The organism is Mesorhizobium sp. Z1-4 (assembly GCF_004000235.1).
Classification (GTDB): Bacteria; Pseudomonadota; Alphaproteobacteria; order Rhizobiales; family Rhizobiaceae; genus RCIO01.
In genome coordinates, this window is the sequence record NZ_RCIO01000001.1 from 1,335,604 (window position 1) to 1,351,476 (window position 15,873).

Genomic DNA, 15,873 nt, shown 5'->3' on the forward strand with positions numbered 1-15,873 from the left:
GCCGCCGCGTCGGGCCGCCTATTCGTAGCGCAGAAGCCGCAGCAATTTTTCGAGCTCAGCTTCCGTGAGTGTCGAAATGCGCCTGGCCAGCAGGTTGGCGAGTTCGGTGGCCGCCGGCGAAAGGCCCGCCGTATCGACCACGACCCTTGGATCGGAACCCGCAGCCAGCTGCTGCAGCTCCTCCACATCGTCCCAGATGAGATTGAAATAGCCGATGATCTTCTGGGTCATCGCCCAGCTTGGCGCGCCACGATGGCCGTGTTCGAGCGCCGAGAGATAGGCGGCGCTGACCCCCAGCGCCTCGGCCATCTCCTTCTGATTGGCACCTCGGTCACGGCGCAGCCGCCTCAGCTTTTCACCGAATGGCGTCATACGCCCTCTCCCGGCTTGCGGCGCAGCTTGACGTAGAAAGCGCCTTCACCGCCATGTCTTCGCGAGGCGGACGAATGACCGCTGACCAGTCCACGAAAAGGCGCGGTGGCAAACCAGGCGGGTACGGCGCGGCGCAGGATCCCTTCGCTCGACGGCGAAGATCCCTTGCCCGTGATGACGAGGACATGCCGAAGCCCCTGTGCGTGAGCCCGGTGAAGGAAGGACAGGAGCAGACTGTGCGCGGCGGCCTGGGTGAGGCCATGTAGATCGATGCGGCCATCGATCTGGATACGCCCCTTGGCAATGCGGCCGTGGGTTCGGGTATCGATCGCCGACGGAGGAGCAGCCGGGCGGCGCGGTTTCTGCAATTCCGGTGCCGGCAAAGCCGCACGTTTCGGCCGTGCCGGCGGCGAGGCCGCGGGCTCAGACACTTCCTCCGCTTCTTCAGGCAGACTGTCGCTGCGGTCGAGCGGCGTGACTGTCCTGGCGACGCGGCCCCACAAGATGCGGTCCTCAGCCGTCAGGGTCTTGCGCTTGCGGGTCACCGAAAACGCTCCGCGCAGGTTTTTGGCACCAGCATATGAAAGTCCGCCGCGTTGCGGATGACACCGGCGATTTCCCCGGCTGCCTTGCCGGAGCCCGCGAAAAGATCGCCGCGCGCAGGGCCGATTATCGCCGAACCCGTGTCCTGCGCGATCATCAGCCGCCGGAAACCTTCTCCGCCAAACGCGTTGAGCGTCGGCGAGACGACGTAGAACGGTGTTGCGAAGGTGTGCAAAATGCGATCCACGGCAATCGAGCGACCTGCGGTTAGCGGAACCTTGGCGGCGGCGACCGGGCCGGCTGTTTCATCATCGACCGCAGCCTCGCGAAAAAAGATGAAAGACCTGTTTTGCCACAGGATTTCATCGTGCCGTTCGGGGTTGGCCGTGAGCCATGCGCGAATCGACTGCATGGTCACTTGCGCCAGAGGAATTTCACCCATATCGGCGAGTACGCGGCCGATGCCGGTGAAAGGATGGCCGGATTTCGCCGCATAGGTGATCCGCAGCGTGCCTCCCCCGACCATGCGCAGTCGGGCCGCACCCTGAATGTGGATGAAAAAGAGGTCAATGCGGTCGGCCAGCCAGGCGATTTCCAACCCGCGGCCCGCGAGTGCGCCTCGTTCGATTGCCGCGCGGTCGAAATATTCCCTGACGAGATCGCCATCACGGCGCGCGAAACGGTACGAAGGGTCGAAGCTTGCCGGGCGGGCGGTATCGTCGAGTTCGATCAGGTCGTCCGGCCGGCAATAGACGGGGAAGCGGTATTGCTCGCTTCTGACCCGAGAAGCGCGTGCTTCCGGCTCATAAAAGCCGGTAACGAACCCAGTTCCGCCCTCCGGCTTTACGAGAAAAGGCCTGAAGTGGTGCTCGAAGAACGTCCGCGCCGTCTCGGCATCGAGATCGCCGGCGTTTCGCGCACCTGCAAAAGCCTCGGAAAAGGCATCGGCCGGAACGCCGAGCGTTCCGCTGCGATAGGGCTTCTCCAGTTCCCGGTGCGCGCAGCGGCGAAAAGCGGCAAAGGCCGCCACATGATCGTCCGCTGCCCAGCCGGGCAAAATGTCGAAGCTCTCCGCGACAAATTCGGCTTCGCGCTGCCCCACCATCGCCCTGCCCGGCGAAACCGTCAGTCGTCGGCTTCGGTCGCGACCAGCTTCCAGTTGGGGTCGTTGGAGCGGGTATCGCGCGCGAAGGTCCAGATATCCTTGACCTCGGCAACCGTCTCGGGGTCACCGTCGATGACTTCGCCGCTCTTGTCGAGGGTTGCCGAAATAAGCTCGCTCACAATCCGCAGGGTTACGTGCGCTTCCGAGCCCTTCAGCTCTGCCGAAACGATGTCAGCCATGTCGATGCCGACAAAGGACGACTGCACCTTTTCCGATCGCGACTCGCGATCGTCGATGGCGGCAACAAAACCCTCATAGACTTCGCGCGACAAAAGGTTCCTGAGCGTCCGCTTGTCGCCATCGGCATAGGCCATGACGATCATCTCGTAGGCGAGTTTGGCGCCTTCGACGAAAGACTTCGGATCGAATTCCGGCTCGGCGTCGCGAATGGCGCGCAGGCCCTTGTTCAGGTCCGTGCCCGGTTTGGCAACCGCATCGACGGAGGCATAGTTGTTTTCGGCCTCCGCCGCATCCTTGCGGCGCGGCAGGGAGATGACGTTCTCCTGCCCGTTGTCGTTTTCCTCGGCACGGCTGCGGCCGGCAGTGTAGGGGTCGAAGGGCGGGCGCTCATTGCCGGTTCGCCGTCCCAGCACATTGCGCAGCTGATAGAAAATCACCACAGCCGCGACGAGAAAGAAGATCGTTCCGAAGTCGAAGAATTGCATTTGATTCGCCAGTTATTCAGGGCATTTCGCTCATTTGCGGCGATTTGCCGGACGCGGCCCGATTTTCCGCGCGTTTTCCGCTTCACATATAGAACGCACGGCAACATCATTCAAATCAAGTCAATGAATCCCTATTTGATGAAAAACGCTCATCGTCGCGCACAAGGACCCGTTCATTTGCCGTTTTCGCTGATTCCGTTTCTGCTTCTGGTCATACCGATCGCCGAGATCGCCGTTTTTGTGGTGGTCGGCGGACAAATCGGTGTGCTTGCGACCATATTGCTGATTATCGCAACGGCGGTAACCGGCTCTATTCTACTGCGAATTCAAGGCTTTGGCGTCATGTCGCGCATTCGTCAGACGATGGATGCCGGCCAGTTGCCCGGACGCGACCTGGTGCACGGGTTCATGATCATGGCCGCCGGGCTTCTGCTTCTCACGCCCGGCTTCATCACGGATTCGATCGGATTCCTGCTTTTCGTGCCCGCATTCAGGGACCTGGCGTGGTCGCTGGTGCGCGACCGTGTCGCGGCAGCTGAAGGTACTTCCTTCCAGTGGCGGACAAGCCGCGGCGGCCGCACGATCGATCTCGACGCCGACGAGTTCGAGCGCGACGGGCAGCGCAGGCCGCATGACGGTCAAGACCGGCTCAGGTGACCACGGGGCGCTGCGCCTTGTCTCCTCGGGCCACCCATGCTAGCCAGCGGCCCAATTTCGGCTAAGGCCGCCGCGCGGCCGGTATCACAGGGACTTCCGCCACATGGCCAATGAGAGCAACGGAAACGCCGGCGCCGCAGCACAGGGACAGCCAGCGCAGAACGCGGTGATCAATATCCTCGCACAGTATGTAAAGGACTTCTCGTTCGAGAGCCCGGGCGCACCGCAGTCGCTGAAAGGGCGCGACAACAAGAACCCGTCGATCAACATCAATGTCAACGTCAACGCCAATCCGATAGCGGACAAGGAATACGACGTGGCAATGACGCTGACCGCGCAGGCCACTTTCGACAAAGATGTGCTCTTTAATGCCGAGCTCGTTTATGGCGGCGTATTCCGCATCGACGGTTTTCCGCAGGAGCACATGCTGCCGCTGCTTTTCATCGAATGCCCGCGGCTGCTTTTCCCGTTCGCGCGCCAGATCATTGCCGATGCAACACGCAATGGCGGTTTCCCGCCGCTGCTTATCGATCCAATCGATTTTGCGAAGATGTTCCAGCAGCGCATGGCCGAGGAACAGGCAAAGCAGGCCGGCGCACCCAAGGTCAGCTAATCGGGCCGCAGGCCAGCGTCAGCCCGCTTTCAGCCAGATTGCGTTTTCGCCCAACCTGGCAACCATCGCTGCGTGGGCTTCCAGCTCCGCATCGGTGATGCGCGGAGGCAGCGGCGTCGTGCGGGCGCCGAATGAGACGGTCGCGATTACCGTTTCGTCACGCTCGCTGGCGCCGGCGGTCATGTCCAGTCCAAGGGCTGCCTGGCGCCCGCCGATCAGCTCGATATAGACCTCGGCGAGGAGCTCGGAATCCAGCAGAGCGCCGTGCAGTGTGCGGTGTGTGTTGTCGATGCCGTAGCGCCGGCACAGCGCATCGAGTGAATTCGGCCCCATCGGATGTTTGCGTTTTGCGATCGCGAGCGTGTCGACGATGCGCTCCGGCGCTATCGGATCGGCCCCGATCCGCTCCAGCTCGGCGTTAATGAACCCGGCATCGAAGCCCGCATTGTGGGCGACAATGTCGGCCCCCTCGATAAAGTCGAGAAACGAATCCACGATTTCGGCAAAACCCGGCTTGTCGGCAAGGTCGGCATCGCTGATGCCATGGACCGCCTGCGCCTCGGCGTGAACCCTGCGGTTGCCGGGGTTGATGTACTGATGGAACGTACGGCCGGTCGGGAACTTGTTGACCAGCTCAACACCGCCGATTTCAATGATGCGGTCGAGGCGCGAGTCAAGGCCGGTGGTTTCGGTGTCCAGTATGATTTCGCGCACCGCTGGTATCTCTCCATTCAGCCGGAGCGGTCGCGCGCCTTGAGTGTCTGGATCAGTTTTCGAACCGCGGTGCGCGCCGCTTCCATTCCGGCACCGGTATCGATGACGAAATCGGCGTTGCGCCTTTTCTCGCGATCCGGGACCTGATTCGCCAGTATTGCGGCGAATTTTTCCGCGGTCATCCCCGGCCGCGACATTACCCTCGCCTTTTGTATCTCCGGTGACGCGGTTACCACGAGAATGTCATCGACCCGGCTGGTCGCTCCCACCTCGAACAGGAGCGGGATGTCGAGCACGACAAGCTCTGCTCCCGCATTGCGATGCCGGGCGACGAAAGCATCTTGCTCGGCACGCACGAGCGGATGAACGATTTCGCCCAGCCGGCGCAGTTTCTCCTGATCGTCGAGAACGGCAGCGGCAAGCCGCCTGCGGTCGACAACGCCGTTGGACACCGTGCCCGGAAACTCCGCCTCGATCAGCCTTGCCGCCTTGCCGGCGTAGAGCCGATGCACGGTCGCGTCGGAATCGTGAACGGGAATGCCCTCATCGACGAACATTTTTGCCGTTGTCGACTTGCCCATTCCTATCGAGCCGGTGAGGCCGAGTATGATCATCGCCCAGACTCCAGATCGGCGACAATATGCGCCCGAAGGCCTGCGGTCACCTGGGGACGTCGCCCGAACCAGCGTTCGAAACCGGGTACCGCCTGATGCAGCAGCATGCCCAGACCATCGACTGCGACAAGGCCCCGGCTGTGCGCGGCAGCCAGAAGGCCTGTTTCCAGCGGCGCATAAACGATGTCGGTGACAACAGCGCCGACCGGTAGTGGCGTGATGTCGACCTCCAGCGGCGGCTGGCCGGTCATGCCCAGCGACGTGGTGTTGACCAGCAGGTGGCAAGACGGCAGCAGGCCGGGCAGTTCGGACCAGCTATTGGCGCCGACGCCGGAAACAAACAGCTGCGCCAGGGCGGCGGCCCGCTCGCGCGTGCGGTTGACGATGCGGATGTCTGCAATTCCGGCTGCCTGCAGCGCAAATACGATTGCACGCGCGGCACCGCCCGCGCCGAGAACGATCGCAGTTTCGGCGCTGCTCCAGCCTGGCGCTCCGGCGTCGAGATTTGCCGCGAAACCATATGCATCGGTATTTCCGCCGACCACCTCGCCGTTTTCGAGCCAGAGCGTATTCACAGCGCCGATTGCCTCGGCGGCGGCATCGCGGCGTGCCGCGAGCCGGAACGCGTGTTCCTTATGGGGGATCGTTACATTGCCGCCGATCCAGCCTCGCCGGATCATGTGGGAAAAGAAGTCGGCAAAGTCGTGCGGAGCGACATCGATGGGGTCGTAGCCGCCATCAAGTCCGAGTTCGGCGAGCCAGTAGCGATGGATAAGAGGCGAACGCGAATGCGAAATCGGGTGCCCGCAGACGAATGCCTTCGGCGCTGCATCAGCCATCGATCGCCCCATATTCGCGCAGAACCCGAAGCAGCGGCAGAAGCGGCAGGCCGACAATTGTGAAAAAGCTGCCTTCAGCGGTATCGAACAGTTGGGCGCCAAGACCCTCGATCTGATAGCTGCCGACGCTTTTCAAAGCGGCATCGCCAACCGCCGAGAGATAGCGCCCGACATAGTCCGGGCCGAATTCGCGCATGGTCATGTAGGCCGTATCCACGCAGTTCCACGGCGCCGTACCGGCTTCGGCAATCACGACGGCGCTGTTCAGCTCGTGGGTGCGTCCGGAAAGTTCGATCAGATTGCGCCGCGCCTCTTCCATATCGACTGGTTTGTGAAACAGCCTGTCGCCGAGATTCATCGTCTGGTCGGCCGCGATGACGATTGCCTCCGGAAAACGCAGGCTGACTTCGATCGCTTTTGCCTCGGCGAGGATCAATGCAAGTTCGGCAGCGGTTGTGCCTGAATCGCCGATCGCGGCCTCGACCGCACGTTCATCGACATCAGGCAGCTCGACCCGGAACGGCACGCCGGCATTTTCGAGCAGCATACGGCGCCCGGCGCTGCCTGAAGCGAGAATGACTTCTCGGGGTTTGGTGAGCATGTTGCGGCCTTTTGCTGGCGTCGGCGCTAACGCGACTTGCCGCGCAAGGCAAGGATCGCGGCAGCGGTTTCCTCGATCGAGCGGCGCGTGACGTCGATCAGCGGCCAGCCATGGCGGCTGCACAATTGCCGTGCATATGTCAGCTCCTCGGCGATTACCGAGCGATCGACATAGTCCTGGGAGCGGTAGTCGCCACTTGAACCGAGGATCCGGTTTTGTCTGACATGCGAGATGCGCTCGGCGGATGCGACAAGACCCACAACGAGCGGGCCCCTTGCGCTGACCACCTCGGGTGGAACCGGGATGCCAAGCACGATGGGTACATTCGCGGTCTTCACGCCGCGGTTGGCGAGGTAGATGCTGGTCGGCGTCTTCGACGTACGCGATATCCCAACCAGCACGACGTCTGCTTCATCCACGTCATGCAGCATCTGGCCATCGTCATGTTCGAGCGTGAAATTCAGCGCGTCGATGCGGGTGAAATACTGTGCGTCGAGGACATGCTGCGCACCAACCCTGCGGCCGGCGGGTGTGCCGAGATATGACTGGAAAACGGTCAGCACTGGTTCAAGCACCGAAACGCAGGGAAGGCCGAGCGCAGCGCATTTTCTGTCTATGGTTGCAGCGAGCTCGGTGTCGACAACCGTATACAGGACGATGCCCGGCTCCTCCTCGATATCCGCGAATGCACGGTCGAGCTGCTTTCGGTTCCGGACCAGCGGGTAGATATGCTCGATCGAGCGGGCGTTGGTGTATTGCGCGGCTGCGGCGCGGCCGGCCGCCAGCAGCGTTTCGCCCGTCGCATCCGAAATCATATGGAGGTGAAAGAAGCTCTGCGGCTTGTTCACATGGTCGTCTGGCATGTTGTGATGTGGTGTGGACAAAAGGCGGTTCCGGCGACGTGCAGTTGGAGGCCAATCTAACAGAGGTCCTGATATCCACAATTCACCGTAGCGAGCCACCAATATCTGCACTGTGAAGAATTACAGGTCTATTCAACGATTGTCCTGGTGCCGTGCCAGGCGGATGCGACAGACCGCTCGTTGCAAGTGCTTGAAATGCAACCTAATGGATCGGTTATCCCCGTTCTTACCGTTTGTGTCTGTCATGGGGAAATGCGATTTGGGGCCGGTTGCATGGGCAGGAGCCTCTGTGGGCAGGCTTGCTGCCCCGCAAGTCACAGAGTCATAGAATCAGAAAATCTTTCTGAATTGGTTTCCTTTTTATTTACAGCGGTGGAACGGGTGCACCTTTATGGCTGAACGGAACGTGCTCAGGGTTCTGAAAGGCGAGACGGTTTTTCCTCCGCCTGTCTGGATGATGCGCCAGGCCGGACGTTATCTGCCGGAGTATCGGGAGACGCGGTCGAAGGCAGGAAGTTTTCTCGACCTCTGTTACAATCCGGAACTGGCGTGCGAGGTTACGCTGCAGCCGATCCGGCGTTTCGGGTTCGACGCGTCGATACTGTTTTCCGACATTCTGGTTGTGCCGCATGCGCTTGGTCGGGATCTGCGGTTCGAGGAAGGTGTCGGGCCGCGTATGACGCCGATTACCGCTTCAGAGATTGCTGGCCTGAACGGCGATGGGTTTCACGTGAATCTTTCGCCGGTCTACGAAGCTGTAAAGAAGATCAGGGCGGAGTTGCCGGAAGAGACGACGCTGCTTGGGTTCTGCGGTGCGCCTTGGACGGTTGCGACTTACATGATCGCCGGGCGCGGGACGCCGGACCAGGCGCCGACCAGGCTGTTCGGGTATCGAAATCCGGAAGCGCTGGATGAGCTTTTGGATATGTTGGCCGATCTCAGCGGCGACTACCTTGCGAGGCAGGTCGATGCCGGAGCAGACGCCGTTCAGATTTTCGATTCGTGGTCTGGTGTGCTGGACGAAGCGGCTTTTCAAAGGTGGTGTGTCAAACCGGTTGCGCGGCTTGTGCGGCGGTTTCGCGAGCATCATTCCGACGTGCCGGTGATCGGCTTTCCGCGCGGTGCTGGACTTGCCTATGATACTTATCGTCAACTCACCGGGGTAACGGCACTCGGGCTCGACTGGACGGTGCCGTTCGAACAGGCGAAGCGGTTGCAGGCTTCAGGGGCAGTACAGGGCAATCTCGATCCGCTGCGGCTCGTTGCCGGGGGTGAAGCCCTTGAAGAGGGTGTGCGGGCGGTACTCGACGCGTTGGGCGATGGACCTCTGGTCTTCAACCTTGGACACGGAATTACGCCCGAGGCACCGCTGGAACATGTCGACCGGATGATCGGACTGGTAAGGGGCTCTCAGCGATGAGCGCTGGAATGCCGGTATTCAGAGCATTTGTTGCTCTTTGCGTGCTGGCGGTTCTTACGGCGCTGTTTTTTCTGATCGAGCCGGGCGATGCCTATGACTGGATCAAGGCGCTGCATGTGATTGCCGTGATTTCCTGGATGGCGGGCATGCTCTATCTGCCGCGGTTGTTCGTCTACCACGCGGATGCCGCCTCCGGTTCGGAGAAGTCTGAGACCTTCAAGGTGATGGAGCGCAGGCTTTTGCGGGCAATCATCAATCCGGCCATGATCGTTACCTGGGCGGCTGGTCTCTGGCTTGCCTGGCATGGTTTTGCGTTTAAGGGCGGGTGGCTGCATGCCAAGCTCGCGCTTGTTTTGATGCTGTCGGGTGTTCATGGTTATCTGTCGGCAGCGGTACGCAAATTCGCCGAGGACCGGAATGAGAAGCCGGCGCGCCACTGGCGGATCGTAAACGAGGTTCCCACATTACTGATGATTGCGATTGTGGTGCTGGTGATCGTGAAGCCCTTTTGAGGCGATTTGCGGTGCGAATGACCGCTTGCTCTTTGCGGGCTGCGGCGATATGAGTCGCCACCTCTCCCGATACAGAGCGCCGCGTCTTCAGCAGCCAGCTTCCGCGTTTCGCGCTCCCGCTATCCTACCCAATTCTCCGCTTTCTCCTCATAGCGTTTGACGGACATGAAATTACAGGAACTTAAAAACAAGGGTCCGACGGACCTGATCGCATTCGCCGAGTCGCTCGAGGTCGAGAATGCCAGTGTCATGCGCAAGCAGGAGCTGATGTTCGCGATCCTTAAGAAGCTTGCAGCGCAAGACACCGAAATCATCGGTGAGGGCGTTGTCGAGGTTCTGCAGGACGGATTTGGCTTTCTGCGTTCGGCCAATGCCAACTATCTGCCCGGACCGGACGATATCTACATCTCGCCTTCGCAGATCAGGCGCTTCTCACTTAAGACCGGCGATACGGTCGAAGGGCCAATCCGCAGTCCCAAGGAAGGCGAGCGCTATTTCGCGCTTCTCAAGGTCAACACGATCAATTTCGAAGACCCTGAGAAGATCCGGCACAAGATCCATTTCGACAACCTGACGCCGCTTTATCCGGACTCGCGTTTGCGGATGGAGATCGACGATCCTACCAAAAAGGACCTGTCGGCGCGTGTCATCGATCTCGTGGCGCCGCTCGGCAAAGGACAGCGCGGTCTTATCGTCGCTCCGCCGCGCACCGGTAAAACGGTGCTGCTGCAGAATATCGCGCACTCCATCACCTCCAATCACCCGGAATGCTTCCTGATCGTTCTTCTGATCGATGAACGTCCGGAAGAGGTGACCGACATGCAGCGTTCGGTGAAGGGCGAGGTTGTGTCCTCGACCTTCGACGAGCCAGCAACGCGGCATGTTCAGGTGGCAGAGATGGTCATCGAGAAGGCCAAGCGGTTGGTTGAACACGGTCGCGATGTCGTGATCCTGCTGGATTCCATTACCCGCCTCGGCCGCGCCTACAACACGGTTGTGCCGTCATCGGGCAAGGTGCTTACCGGTGGTGTCGATGCCAACGCGCTGCAGCGGCCGAAGCGGTTCTTCGGTGCGGCACGCAACATCGAGGAAGGCGGGTCGCTGACCATCATCGCCACGGCTCTCATCGATACCGGCAGCCGCATGGATGAGGTGATTTTCGAGGAGTTCAAGGGTACGGGCAATTCGGAAATCGTGCTTGACCGCAAGGTTGCGGACAAGCGGATCTTCCCGTCGATGGATATTCTCAAGTCTGGCACGCGCAAGGAGGACCTCCTTATCGCGCGGCAGGATTTGCAGAAGATTTTTGTGTTGCGGCGTATTCTTGCCCCGATGGGTACCACCGATGCGATCGAGTTCCTTATCGATAAATTAAAGCAGACGAAGACCAATTCGGACTTCTTCGATTCGATGAACACGTGATCGATTCGGACTCGAAACGAGCATTCATGGTTCATTAACCATAGGACTCGATTCGGACTCGAAATGAACATTGGCGCCGGCGCATGTCGCCGGCGATTGCCATGCGACAGTCCGACACAATCTTTGCCCTGTCCAGCGGTGCGCCGCCGAGCGGTGTTGCGATCATTCGCGTTTCAGGCGTGAAAGCCAAGGATGCCGTTCGGCATCTTTGCGGCTCTGTACCCGGGGACAGGTCGGTTGATCTGGTTTGCCTCCGGGCTGCCGATGGAGAATTGCTGGACCGCGGGCTTGCAATCGTTTTCTCGGCCCCGCGAAGCTTTACTGGCGAAGATTGCGCCGAATTCCACATTCATGGTGGCAGAGCATCCGTAGCTGCTGTGATTGAGGCGCTGGGATGCCTGGACGGGTTCAGGCAAGCAGACGCCGGTGAATTCACACGCCGGGCCTTTGTCAACGGCAAGATGGATCTGACCGGCGTCGAGGCACTTGGCGATCTTATCTCCGCTGAAACAGCGATGCAGCGGCGTTTTGCGCTTGCCAATGCAAACGGCTTGGCAAAGGCGCAGTACGATTCATGGCGGCAGCGCATCTTGTATGCGCGAGCGATGATCGAGGCTGAACTCGATTTTTCCGACGAGGGAGACGTGCCGGGTTCGGTTGCGGGTGAAGTCTGGCGGGATATGCGTTTTCTCGCTGATGAAATGGCGACAAAGATAGCGGGTGCGCGCAAAGCCGAGATTCTGCGGGACGGGTTTCGTGTCGTTATTCTGGGTGCGCCGAATGCCGGCAAGTCCAGTCTCATCAATCGGCTGGCCGACCGCGACGTGGCAATTGTTTCCGATGAGCCGGGCACCACGCGTGATCTGGTCGAAGTGGTGCTCGACCTGGGTGGTGTGCGGACCCTAGTCACTGACACAGCTGGATTGCGCGAACACGCCGGTAGCGTGGAGGCGCAAGGTATCGCGCGGGCGCTCGACCGGGCGGCGGACAGCGATCTCGTGCTGCTTCTTGAGGATGTTTCCGACCCTATCCCGGTGGATGTGCCGGATGGCATGGAGGTGCTTCGGATAGGTTCGAAGAGCGACCTGACGCGGATGGGTGCTGGTTCTTATGATTTGCTCGTTTCCGGAAAGACGGGAGCTGGCATTGGTGAGTTGATCGAGATGCTTCGGTCGGTTGCGATTGGGCGAATTGGTGGGTGGTCCAGCGATGCGCTGCCGTTTCGGATGCGACAGGTTGATTTGATCCGCGATGCTGAAGGGCATTTGCGCGATGGGCTAAATGAGCTGACGCCGCTTGAGTTGAGAGCGGAAGAGTTGCGGCTTGCCGGGGATGCGATCTCAAGCATCGTTGGTGAGATCCGTACAGAAGATGTGCTGGGACACATCTTCAGCCAGTTCTGCATCGGGAAATGATTCACGTGAAACATTGGCTTCACGGGTAATCGGCGATAAAGGTCGCTCACTTTGATCCGAGAATGTTTCACGTGAAACGGAATCGCTGCCGTAACGAGTTTTGATAGATATGGACGCATTTGATGTCATCGTGATCGGGGGCGGGCACGCCGGCTGCGAAGCCGCGGCAGCTTCCGCACGCGCTGGCGCCAGTTCGGCACTTGTTACGATCTCCGCCGATACGATCGGGGTTATGTCCTGCAATCCGGCGATTGGTGGATTGGGGAAGGGCCATCTCGTTCGGGAAGTCGATGCACTTGATGGGCTAATGGGACGCGTCGCAGACGCCGCGGGTATCCAGTTCCGCCTCCTCAATCGCCGCAAGGGCCCTGCGGTTCGCGGGCCTCGCACCCAGGCTGACCGGAAGCTCTACCGCCAGGCGATGCAGAGGGCGATTGAAGAGCAGGACAATCTGGCGGTTCTCGAAGGTGAGATCGTCGACATAGGGATTGCCGACGGCTCGGTGACGCATGTCGAACTGGCTGATGGGCGATTGCTGCGCTGTGCCGCAGTCGTACTCACGACGGGAACCTTTCTGCGCGGCTTGATCCACATTGGCGATGAGCGATTTCCGGCCGGCCGGATGGGCGAGAAGGCGTCGACCAAATTGTCGGAGCGCATCATGGCCGCCGGTTTCACGCTCGGCAGGCTGAAGACGGGTACGCCGCCAAGGCTTGACGGGAAGACGATTGATTGGGCTTCGCTCGATATGCAGAAGCCCGACGATCACCCGTTGCCTTTTTCACTGATGACGGACCGTATCGAGCTGCCGCAGATCGACTGTGGGATCACGCGGACGACCGAGCGCACGCACGAAATCATCCGCGCCAATCTTGCACGGTCGGCGATGTATTCAGGCTCGATCAAAGGTGTCGGACCGCGCTACTGCCCGTCAATCGAAGACAAGATCGTGAAGTTCGGCGACCGCGACGGGCATCAGATCTTTCTGGAACCCGAGGGCCTGGACGATTCGACGGTTTATCCCAACGGTATCTCGACATCCCTGCCCGAGGACGCGCAGAAGGCCCTGCTCGCAACGATCCCGGGACTTGAAGATGCTGCGATGCTGCGGCCGGGTTATGCGATCGAATATGATCATATCGATCCGCGGGAACTGGAGCCGAGCCTCGAGACGCGTCGGGTGAAGGGCTTGTTCACCGCTGGTCAGATCAATGGAACGACGGGCTACGAAGAAGCCGCCGCGCAGGGCCTGCTTGCCGGGCTGAATGCGGCGCGTCGTGCTGGCGGTGAAGCGCCAACCGAAATTAGCAGGACAGAAGCCTATATCGGTGTGATGGTTGACGATCTCGTGCATCGCGGGATTACCGAACCCTATCGTATGTTCACGTCGCGGGCGGAGTTCCGGCTTTCGTTGCGGGCCGATAATGCAGATGAGCGGTTGACGCCGCTTGGCGAGAAGCTTGGCGTTGTCGACGGGGGGCGACTTGAACGTTTTCGCGAAATCGAGAGCCGGCGCGGGAGCGTTCGTGAGCGTCTGAAGTCGCTTTCCGTAACGCCGAATGAAGCAGCTGCATTTGATATCCGGCTCAATCGAGACGGCGTTCGTCGCACGGCATATGAGCTCCTGTCCTATCCCGATGTTGGATTTCTTGACCTGGCGCGGATCTGGCCGGAACTTGCATCGGTTGATATGGCCACTGCCGATGCGGTCGAAACAGAGGCACGATATGCTGTCTATGTCGATCGGCAGCAGCAGGAAGTTGCCTACATACGCCGTGAGGAGCAGACGGAAATTCCTTCGGGACTGGATTACAGCTCTCTCGGCGGCCTCTCCAATGAGCTGAAGCAGAAGCTGACGGAGCGTGCGCCACGCACCATCGCGGAAGCACAACGCATGGACGGAATGACGCCGGCGGCTTTGGCTATCGTCATTTCGGCCATCCATCTTCACGGTCGCCGCGGGGCGGCATGAGCGACGCCAGATATGACGAGCTAGCTCGGGTGGCCGGACCCGTTTCACGTGAAACATTTTCGCGGTTGATCGCATTTCAGGCGACGTTCGAGAAATGGGCGGCGAGGATCAATCTCGCGGCGCCATCCACGATTCCGGAGCTCTGGAACCGTCATATTCTGGATAGCGCCCAGCTTGTGCCGCTGGCGCCCAATGCCTTGCGGTTTGTGGATCTGGGGTCCGGCGGTGGGTTTCCGGGAGCCGTTCTGGCGGTGCTATTAGCCGACCGGGACGGGGCATCGATCACCCTGGTGGAAAGCAATCAGAAGAAGGTTTCTTTTCTGCGCAATGCGATTGCCGGCTCTCCGGGCCGCGTCGTAGCTAAGCGTATCGAGGAGTTTGCGGGCACCGGTGAGGACGCGGATATCGTGACTGCTCGCGCTCTGGCGCCGCTCAACAAGCTTCTTGGCCTCGCGGAGCCCTGGCTTTCGGCGGGTGCAACCGCGCTCTTTCACAAAGGGCGGGATTACCGCCGCGAAATCGAAGAAAGCCGTGACGCCTGGCAATTCAGTCTGGTAGAACATCCCAGCGTGATCGATGCGGCAAGCGTGATCCTGGAAATTTCCGATCTCAAAAAGCGCTGAAGCGGCGATCGCTCTCGGAGTCACCATACGAGGCCGTCCCGAACCATGAGTCCCCGCATTATCACCGTTGCGAACCAGAAGGGCGGCGTTGGCAAGACGACGACTGCGATCAATCTGGCGACGTCCCTCGCCGCGATTGGCGAAAAGGTTCTGGTCGTTGATCTCGACCCGCAAGGCAATGCCAGCACCGGGCTCGGCATTGACCGTCAAGAGCGGCTGGTGTCCTCCTATGACGTTCTGACCGGCGAAGCGACCTTGGCTGACGCGGCGATGCCGACGGCGGTTCCGGGGCTGTCTCTGGTTCCTTCGACGCTCGATCTGCTCGGCATCGAGATGGAAATCGCAGCGGCGCCCGACCGGGTGCAACGGCTGCGCAAGGCGCTTCGCGACAATACGCGTCCGAGCCCTTACACCTATGTTCTTGTCGATTGCCCGCCTTCGCTGAATCTTCTCACCCTGAACGCCATGGCGGCGGCGGACTCGGTTCTGGTGCCACTGCAGTGCGAGTTTTTCGCGCTGGAAGGTCTGAGCCAGCTTCTGGCCACGGTCGAACAGGTGCGGGGGTCGATCAATCCCGACCTGGAGATCCAGGGCATCGTCATGACCATGTATGACGGCCGCAACAATCTTGCGAACCAGGTGGTCGAAGACGTGCGCGACCATATGGGCGACAAGGTCTACGACACGGTGATCCCGCGCAATGTGCGGGTTTCGGAGGCGCCGTCCTACGGCAAGCCCGTCATCCTTTACGATCTTAATTGCACCGGCAGCCAGGCTTATCTGCAGCTCGCTTCGGAAGTGATCCGGCGGGAACGGCATTTGCGCGCCGCCTGAGGCCTCCGGGCCGATATCGATTCGGTGGC

Annotated in this window: 18 protein-coding genes; 9 read left to right on the plus strand and 9 right to left on the minus strand. The window is 60.4% G+C overall.

Features of this window, described 5'->3' with window-relative positions; translation table 11 throughout:
- Window positions 1–18: 18 nt before the first annotated feature.
- Genes EP165_RS06460 through EP165_RS06475 form a run of 4 tightly spaced genes read right to left on the minus strand, consistent with a single transcriptional unit; the run spans window position 19 to window position 2,745 of the window.
- Window positions 19–372 carry a helix-turn-helix domain-containing protein gene (locus EP165_RS06460; RefSeq protein WP_127520650.1) on the minus strand — a complete coding sequence of 118 codons (354 nt, stop codon included), beginning with the start codon at window positions 370–372 and terminating at the stop codon, window positions 19–21.
- Window positions 369–917 (minus strand): Smr/MutS family protein, encoded by a 549-nt coding sequence (locus EP165_RS06465; protein ID WP_127520651.1) that lies wholly within the window; start codon window positions 915–917, stop codon window positions 369–371. Before EP165_RS06465 ends, EP165_RS06460 begins: the two co-directional genes overlap by 4 nt.
- Window positions 914–2,020 carry a murein transglycosylase A gene (mltA, locus tag EP165_RS06470; RefSeq protein WP_127520652.1) on the minus strand — a complete coding sequence of 369 codons (1,107 nt, stop codon included), beginning with the start codon at window positions 2,018–2,020 and terminating at the stop codon, window positions 914–916. Before mltA ends, EP165_RS06465 begins: the two co-directional genes overlap by 4 nt.
- Before the next feature lie 20 nt (window positions 2,021–2,040).
- Window positions 2,041–2,745, minus strand: a complete 705-nt coding sequence (locus tag EP165_RS06475; protein WP_127520653.1) for a Tim44/TimA family putative adaptor protein — start codon at window positions 2,743–2,745, stop codon at window positions 2,041–2,043.
- Between the two features lie 177 nt (window positions 2,746–2,922).
- On the opposite strand from EP165_RS06475, the gene EP165_RS06480 reads away from it, so the two are divergent.
- Both EP165_RS06480 and secB read left to right on the plus strand, forming a co-directional pair.
- Complete coding sequence (locus tag EP165_RS06480; protein ID WP_127520654.1) at window positions 2,923–3,402, plus strand: FxsA family protein; 480 nt, start codon at window positions 2,923–2,925, stop codon at window positions 3,400–3,402.
- A 103-nt stretch (window positions 3,403–3,505) separates the two neighbouring features.
- Window positions 3,506–4,015, plus strand: coding sequence for a protein-export chaperone SecB (gene secB / locus EP165_RS06485; protein ID WP_127520655.1), 510 nt, complete (start codon window positions 3,506–3,508; stop codon window positions 4,013–4,015).
- Window positions 4,016–4,033: 18 nt separating this feature from the next.
- Here secB and dnaQ read toward each other — a convergent pair whose 3' ends face one another.
- From dnaQ to EP165_RS06510, 5 genes are read right to left on the minus strand one after another with little or no spacing between them, the layout of a single operon-like run.
- Entirely contained in the window at window positions 4,034–4,729 is a 696-nt protein-coding gene (gene dnaQ, locus EP165_RS06490) for a DNA polymerase III subunit epsilon (RefSeq protein ID WP_127520656.1), read from the minus strand.
- Window positions 4,730–4,746: 17 nt separating this feature from the next.
- The gene (gene coaE, locus EP165_RS06495; protein WP_127520657.1) at window positions 4,747–5,343 is read right to left on the minus strand and encodes a dephospho-CoA kinase; all 597 of its coding nucleotides are present in this window, start codon (window positions 5,341–5,343) and stop codon (window positions 4,747–4,749) included.
- The gene (locus tag EP165_RS06500) at window positions 5,340–6,182 is read right to left on the minus strand and encodes a shikimate dehydrogenase (protein ID WP_127520658.1); all 843 of its coding nucleotides are present in this window, start codon (window positions 6,180–6,182) and stop codon (window positions 5,340–5,342) included. The genes coaE and EP165_RS06500 overlap by 4 nt, the downstream gene beginning before the upstream one ends.
- Entirely contained in the window at window positions 6,175–6,783 is a 609-nt protein-coding gene (locus EP165_RS06505; RefSeq protein ID WP_127520659.1) for a Maf family protein, read from the minus strand. The genes EP165_RS06500 and EP165_RS06505 overlap by 8 nt, the downstream gene beginning before the upstream one ends.
- Before the next feature lie 26 nt (window positions 6,784–6,809).
- Window positions 6,810–7,631, minus strand: a complete 822-nt coding sequence (locus EP165_RS06510) for a pyruvate, water dikinase regulatory protein (protein ID WP_127520860.1) — start codon at window positions 7,629–7,631, stop codon at window positions 6,810–6,812.
- A gap of 406 nt (window positions 7,632–8,037) precedes the next feature.
- Between EP165_RS06510 and hemE the strand changes: the two genes are divergently transcribed.
- The 7 genes from hemE (at window position 8,038) to EP165_RS06545 (ending at window position 15,844) form a co-directional block, all read left to right on the plus strand.
- Window positions 8,038–9,066, plus strand: a complete 1,029-nt coding sequence (hemE, locus tag EP165_RS06515) for a uroporphyrinogen decarboxylase (RefSeq protein ID WP_127520660.1) — start codon at window positions 8,038–8,040, stop codon at window positions 9,064–9,066.
- Between the two features lie 8 nt (window positions 9,067–9,074).
- The gene (gene hemJ / locus EP165_RS06520) at window positions 9,075–9,578 is read left to right on the plus strand and encodes a protoporphyrinogen oxidase HemJ (protein ID WP_245440041.1); all 504 of its coding nucleotides are present in this window, start codon (window positions 9,075–9,077) and stop codon (window positions 9,576–9,578) included.
- 156 nt (window positions 9,579–9,734) lie between these two features.
- Complete coding sequence (gene rho, locus EP165_RS06525; RefSeq protein WP_127520662.1) at window positions 9,735–11,000, plus strand: transcription termination factor Rho; 1,266 nt, start codon at window positions 9,735–9,737, stop codon at window positions 10,998–11,000.
- 101 nt (window positions 11,001–11,101) lie between these two features.
- Window positions 11,102–12,415, plus strand: a complete 1,314-nt coding sequence (gene mnmE / locus EP165_RS06530) for a tRNA uridine-5-carboxymethylaminomethyl(34) synthesis GTPase MnmE (protein WP_127520862.1) — start codon at window positions 11,102–11,104, stop codon at window positions 12,413–12,415.
- 109 nt (window positions 12,416–12,524) lie between these two features.
- Complete coding sequence (mnmG, locus tag EP165_RS06535; RefSeq protein ID WP_127520663.1) at window positions 12,525–14,387, plus strand: tRNA uridine-5-carboxymethylaminomethyl(34) synthesis enzyme MnmG; 1,863 nt, start codon at window positions 12,525–12,527, stop codon at window positions 14,385–14,387.
- Window positions 14,384–15,010 carry a 16S rRNA (guanine(527)-N(7))-methyltransferase RsmG gene (gene rsmG / locus EP165_RS06540; protein ID WP_127520664.1) on the plus strand — a complete coding sequence of 209 codons (627 nt, stop codon included), beginning with the start codon at window positions 14,384–14,386 and terminating at the stop codon, window positions 15,008–15,010. Before mnmG ends, rsmG begins: the two co-directional genes overlap by 4 nt.
- 45 nt (window positions 15,011–15,055) lie before the next feature.
- The gene (locus EP165_RS06545) at window positions 15,056–15,844 is read left to right on the plus strand and encodes a ParA family protein (protein WP_127520665.1); all 789 of its coding nucleotides are present in this window, start codon (window positions 15,056–15,058) and stop codon (window positions 15,842–15,844) included.
- Window positions 15,845–15,873: the final 29 nt, after the last annotated feature.

Bases quoted from the DNA above. Each gene is read 5' to 3' on its own strand.
- coaE (WP_127520657.1), bottom strand. From the start codon at position 5,343: ATGATCATACTCGGCCTCACCGGCTCGATAGGAATGGGCAAGTCGACA.
- EP165_RS06505 (WP_127520659.1), bottom strand. From the start codon at position 6,783: ATGCTCACCAAACCCCGAGAAGTCATTCTCGCTTCAGGCAGCGCCGGG.
- EP165_RS06475 (WP_127520653.1), bottom strand. From the start codon at position 2,745: ATGCAATTCTTCGACTTCGGAACGATCTTCTTTCTCGTCGCGGCTGTG.
- EP165_RS06500 (WP_127520658.1), bottom strand. From the start codon at position 6,182: ATGGCTGATGCAGCGCCGAAGGCATTCGTCTGCGGGCACCCGATTTCG.
- rsmG (WP_127520664.1), top strand. From the start codon at position 14,384: ATGAGCGACGCCAGATATGACGAGCTAGCTCGGGTGGCCGGACCCGTT.
- mnmG (WP_127520663.1), top strand. From the start codon at position 12,525: ATGGACGCATTTGATGTCATCGTGATCGGGGGCGGGCACGCCGGCTGC.
- mnmE (WP_127520862.1), top strand. From the start codon at position 11,102: ATGCGACAGTCCGACACAATCTTTGCCCTGTCCAGCGGTGCGCCGCCG.
- EP165_RS06460 (WP_127520650.1), bottom strand. From the start codon at position 372: ATGACGCCATTCGGTGAAAAGCTGAGGCGGCTGCGCCGTGACCGAGGT.
- mltA (WP_127520652.1), bottom strand. From the start codon at position 2,020: ATGGTGGGGCAGCGCGAAGCCGAATTTGTCGCGGAGAGCTTCGACATT.
- EP165_RS06545 (WP_127520665.1), top strand. From the start codon at position 15,056: ATGAGTCCCCGCATTATCACCGTTGCGAACCAGAAGGGCGGCGTTGGC.
- hemJ (WP_245440041.1), top strand. From the start codon at position 9,075: ATGCCGGTATTCAGAGCATTTGTTGCTCTTTGCGTGCTGGCGGTTCTT.
- hemE (WP_127520660.1), top strand. From the start codon at position 8,038: ATGGCTGAACGGAACGTGCTCAGGGTTCTGAAAGGCGAGACGGTTTTT.
- secB (WP_127520655.1), top strand. From the start codon at position 3,506: ATGGCCAATGAGAGCAACGGAAACGCCGGCGCCGCAGCACAGGGACAG.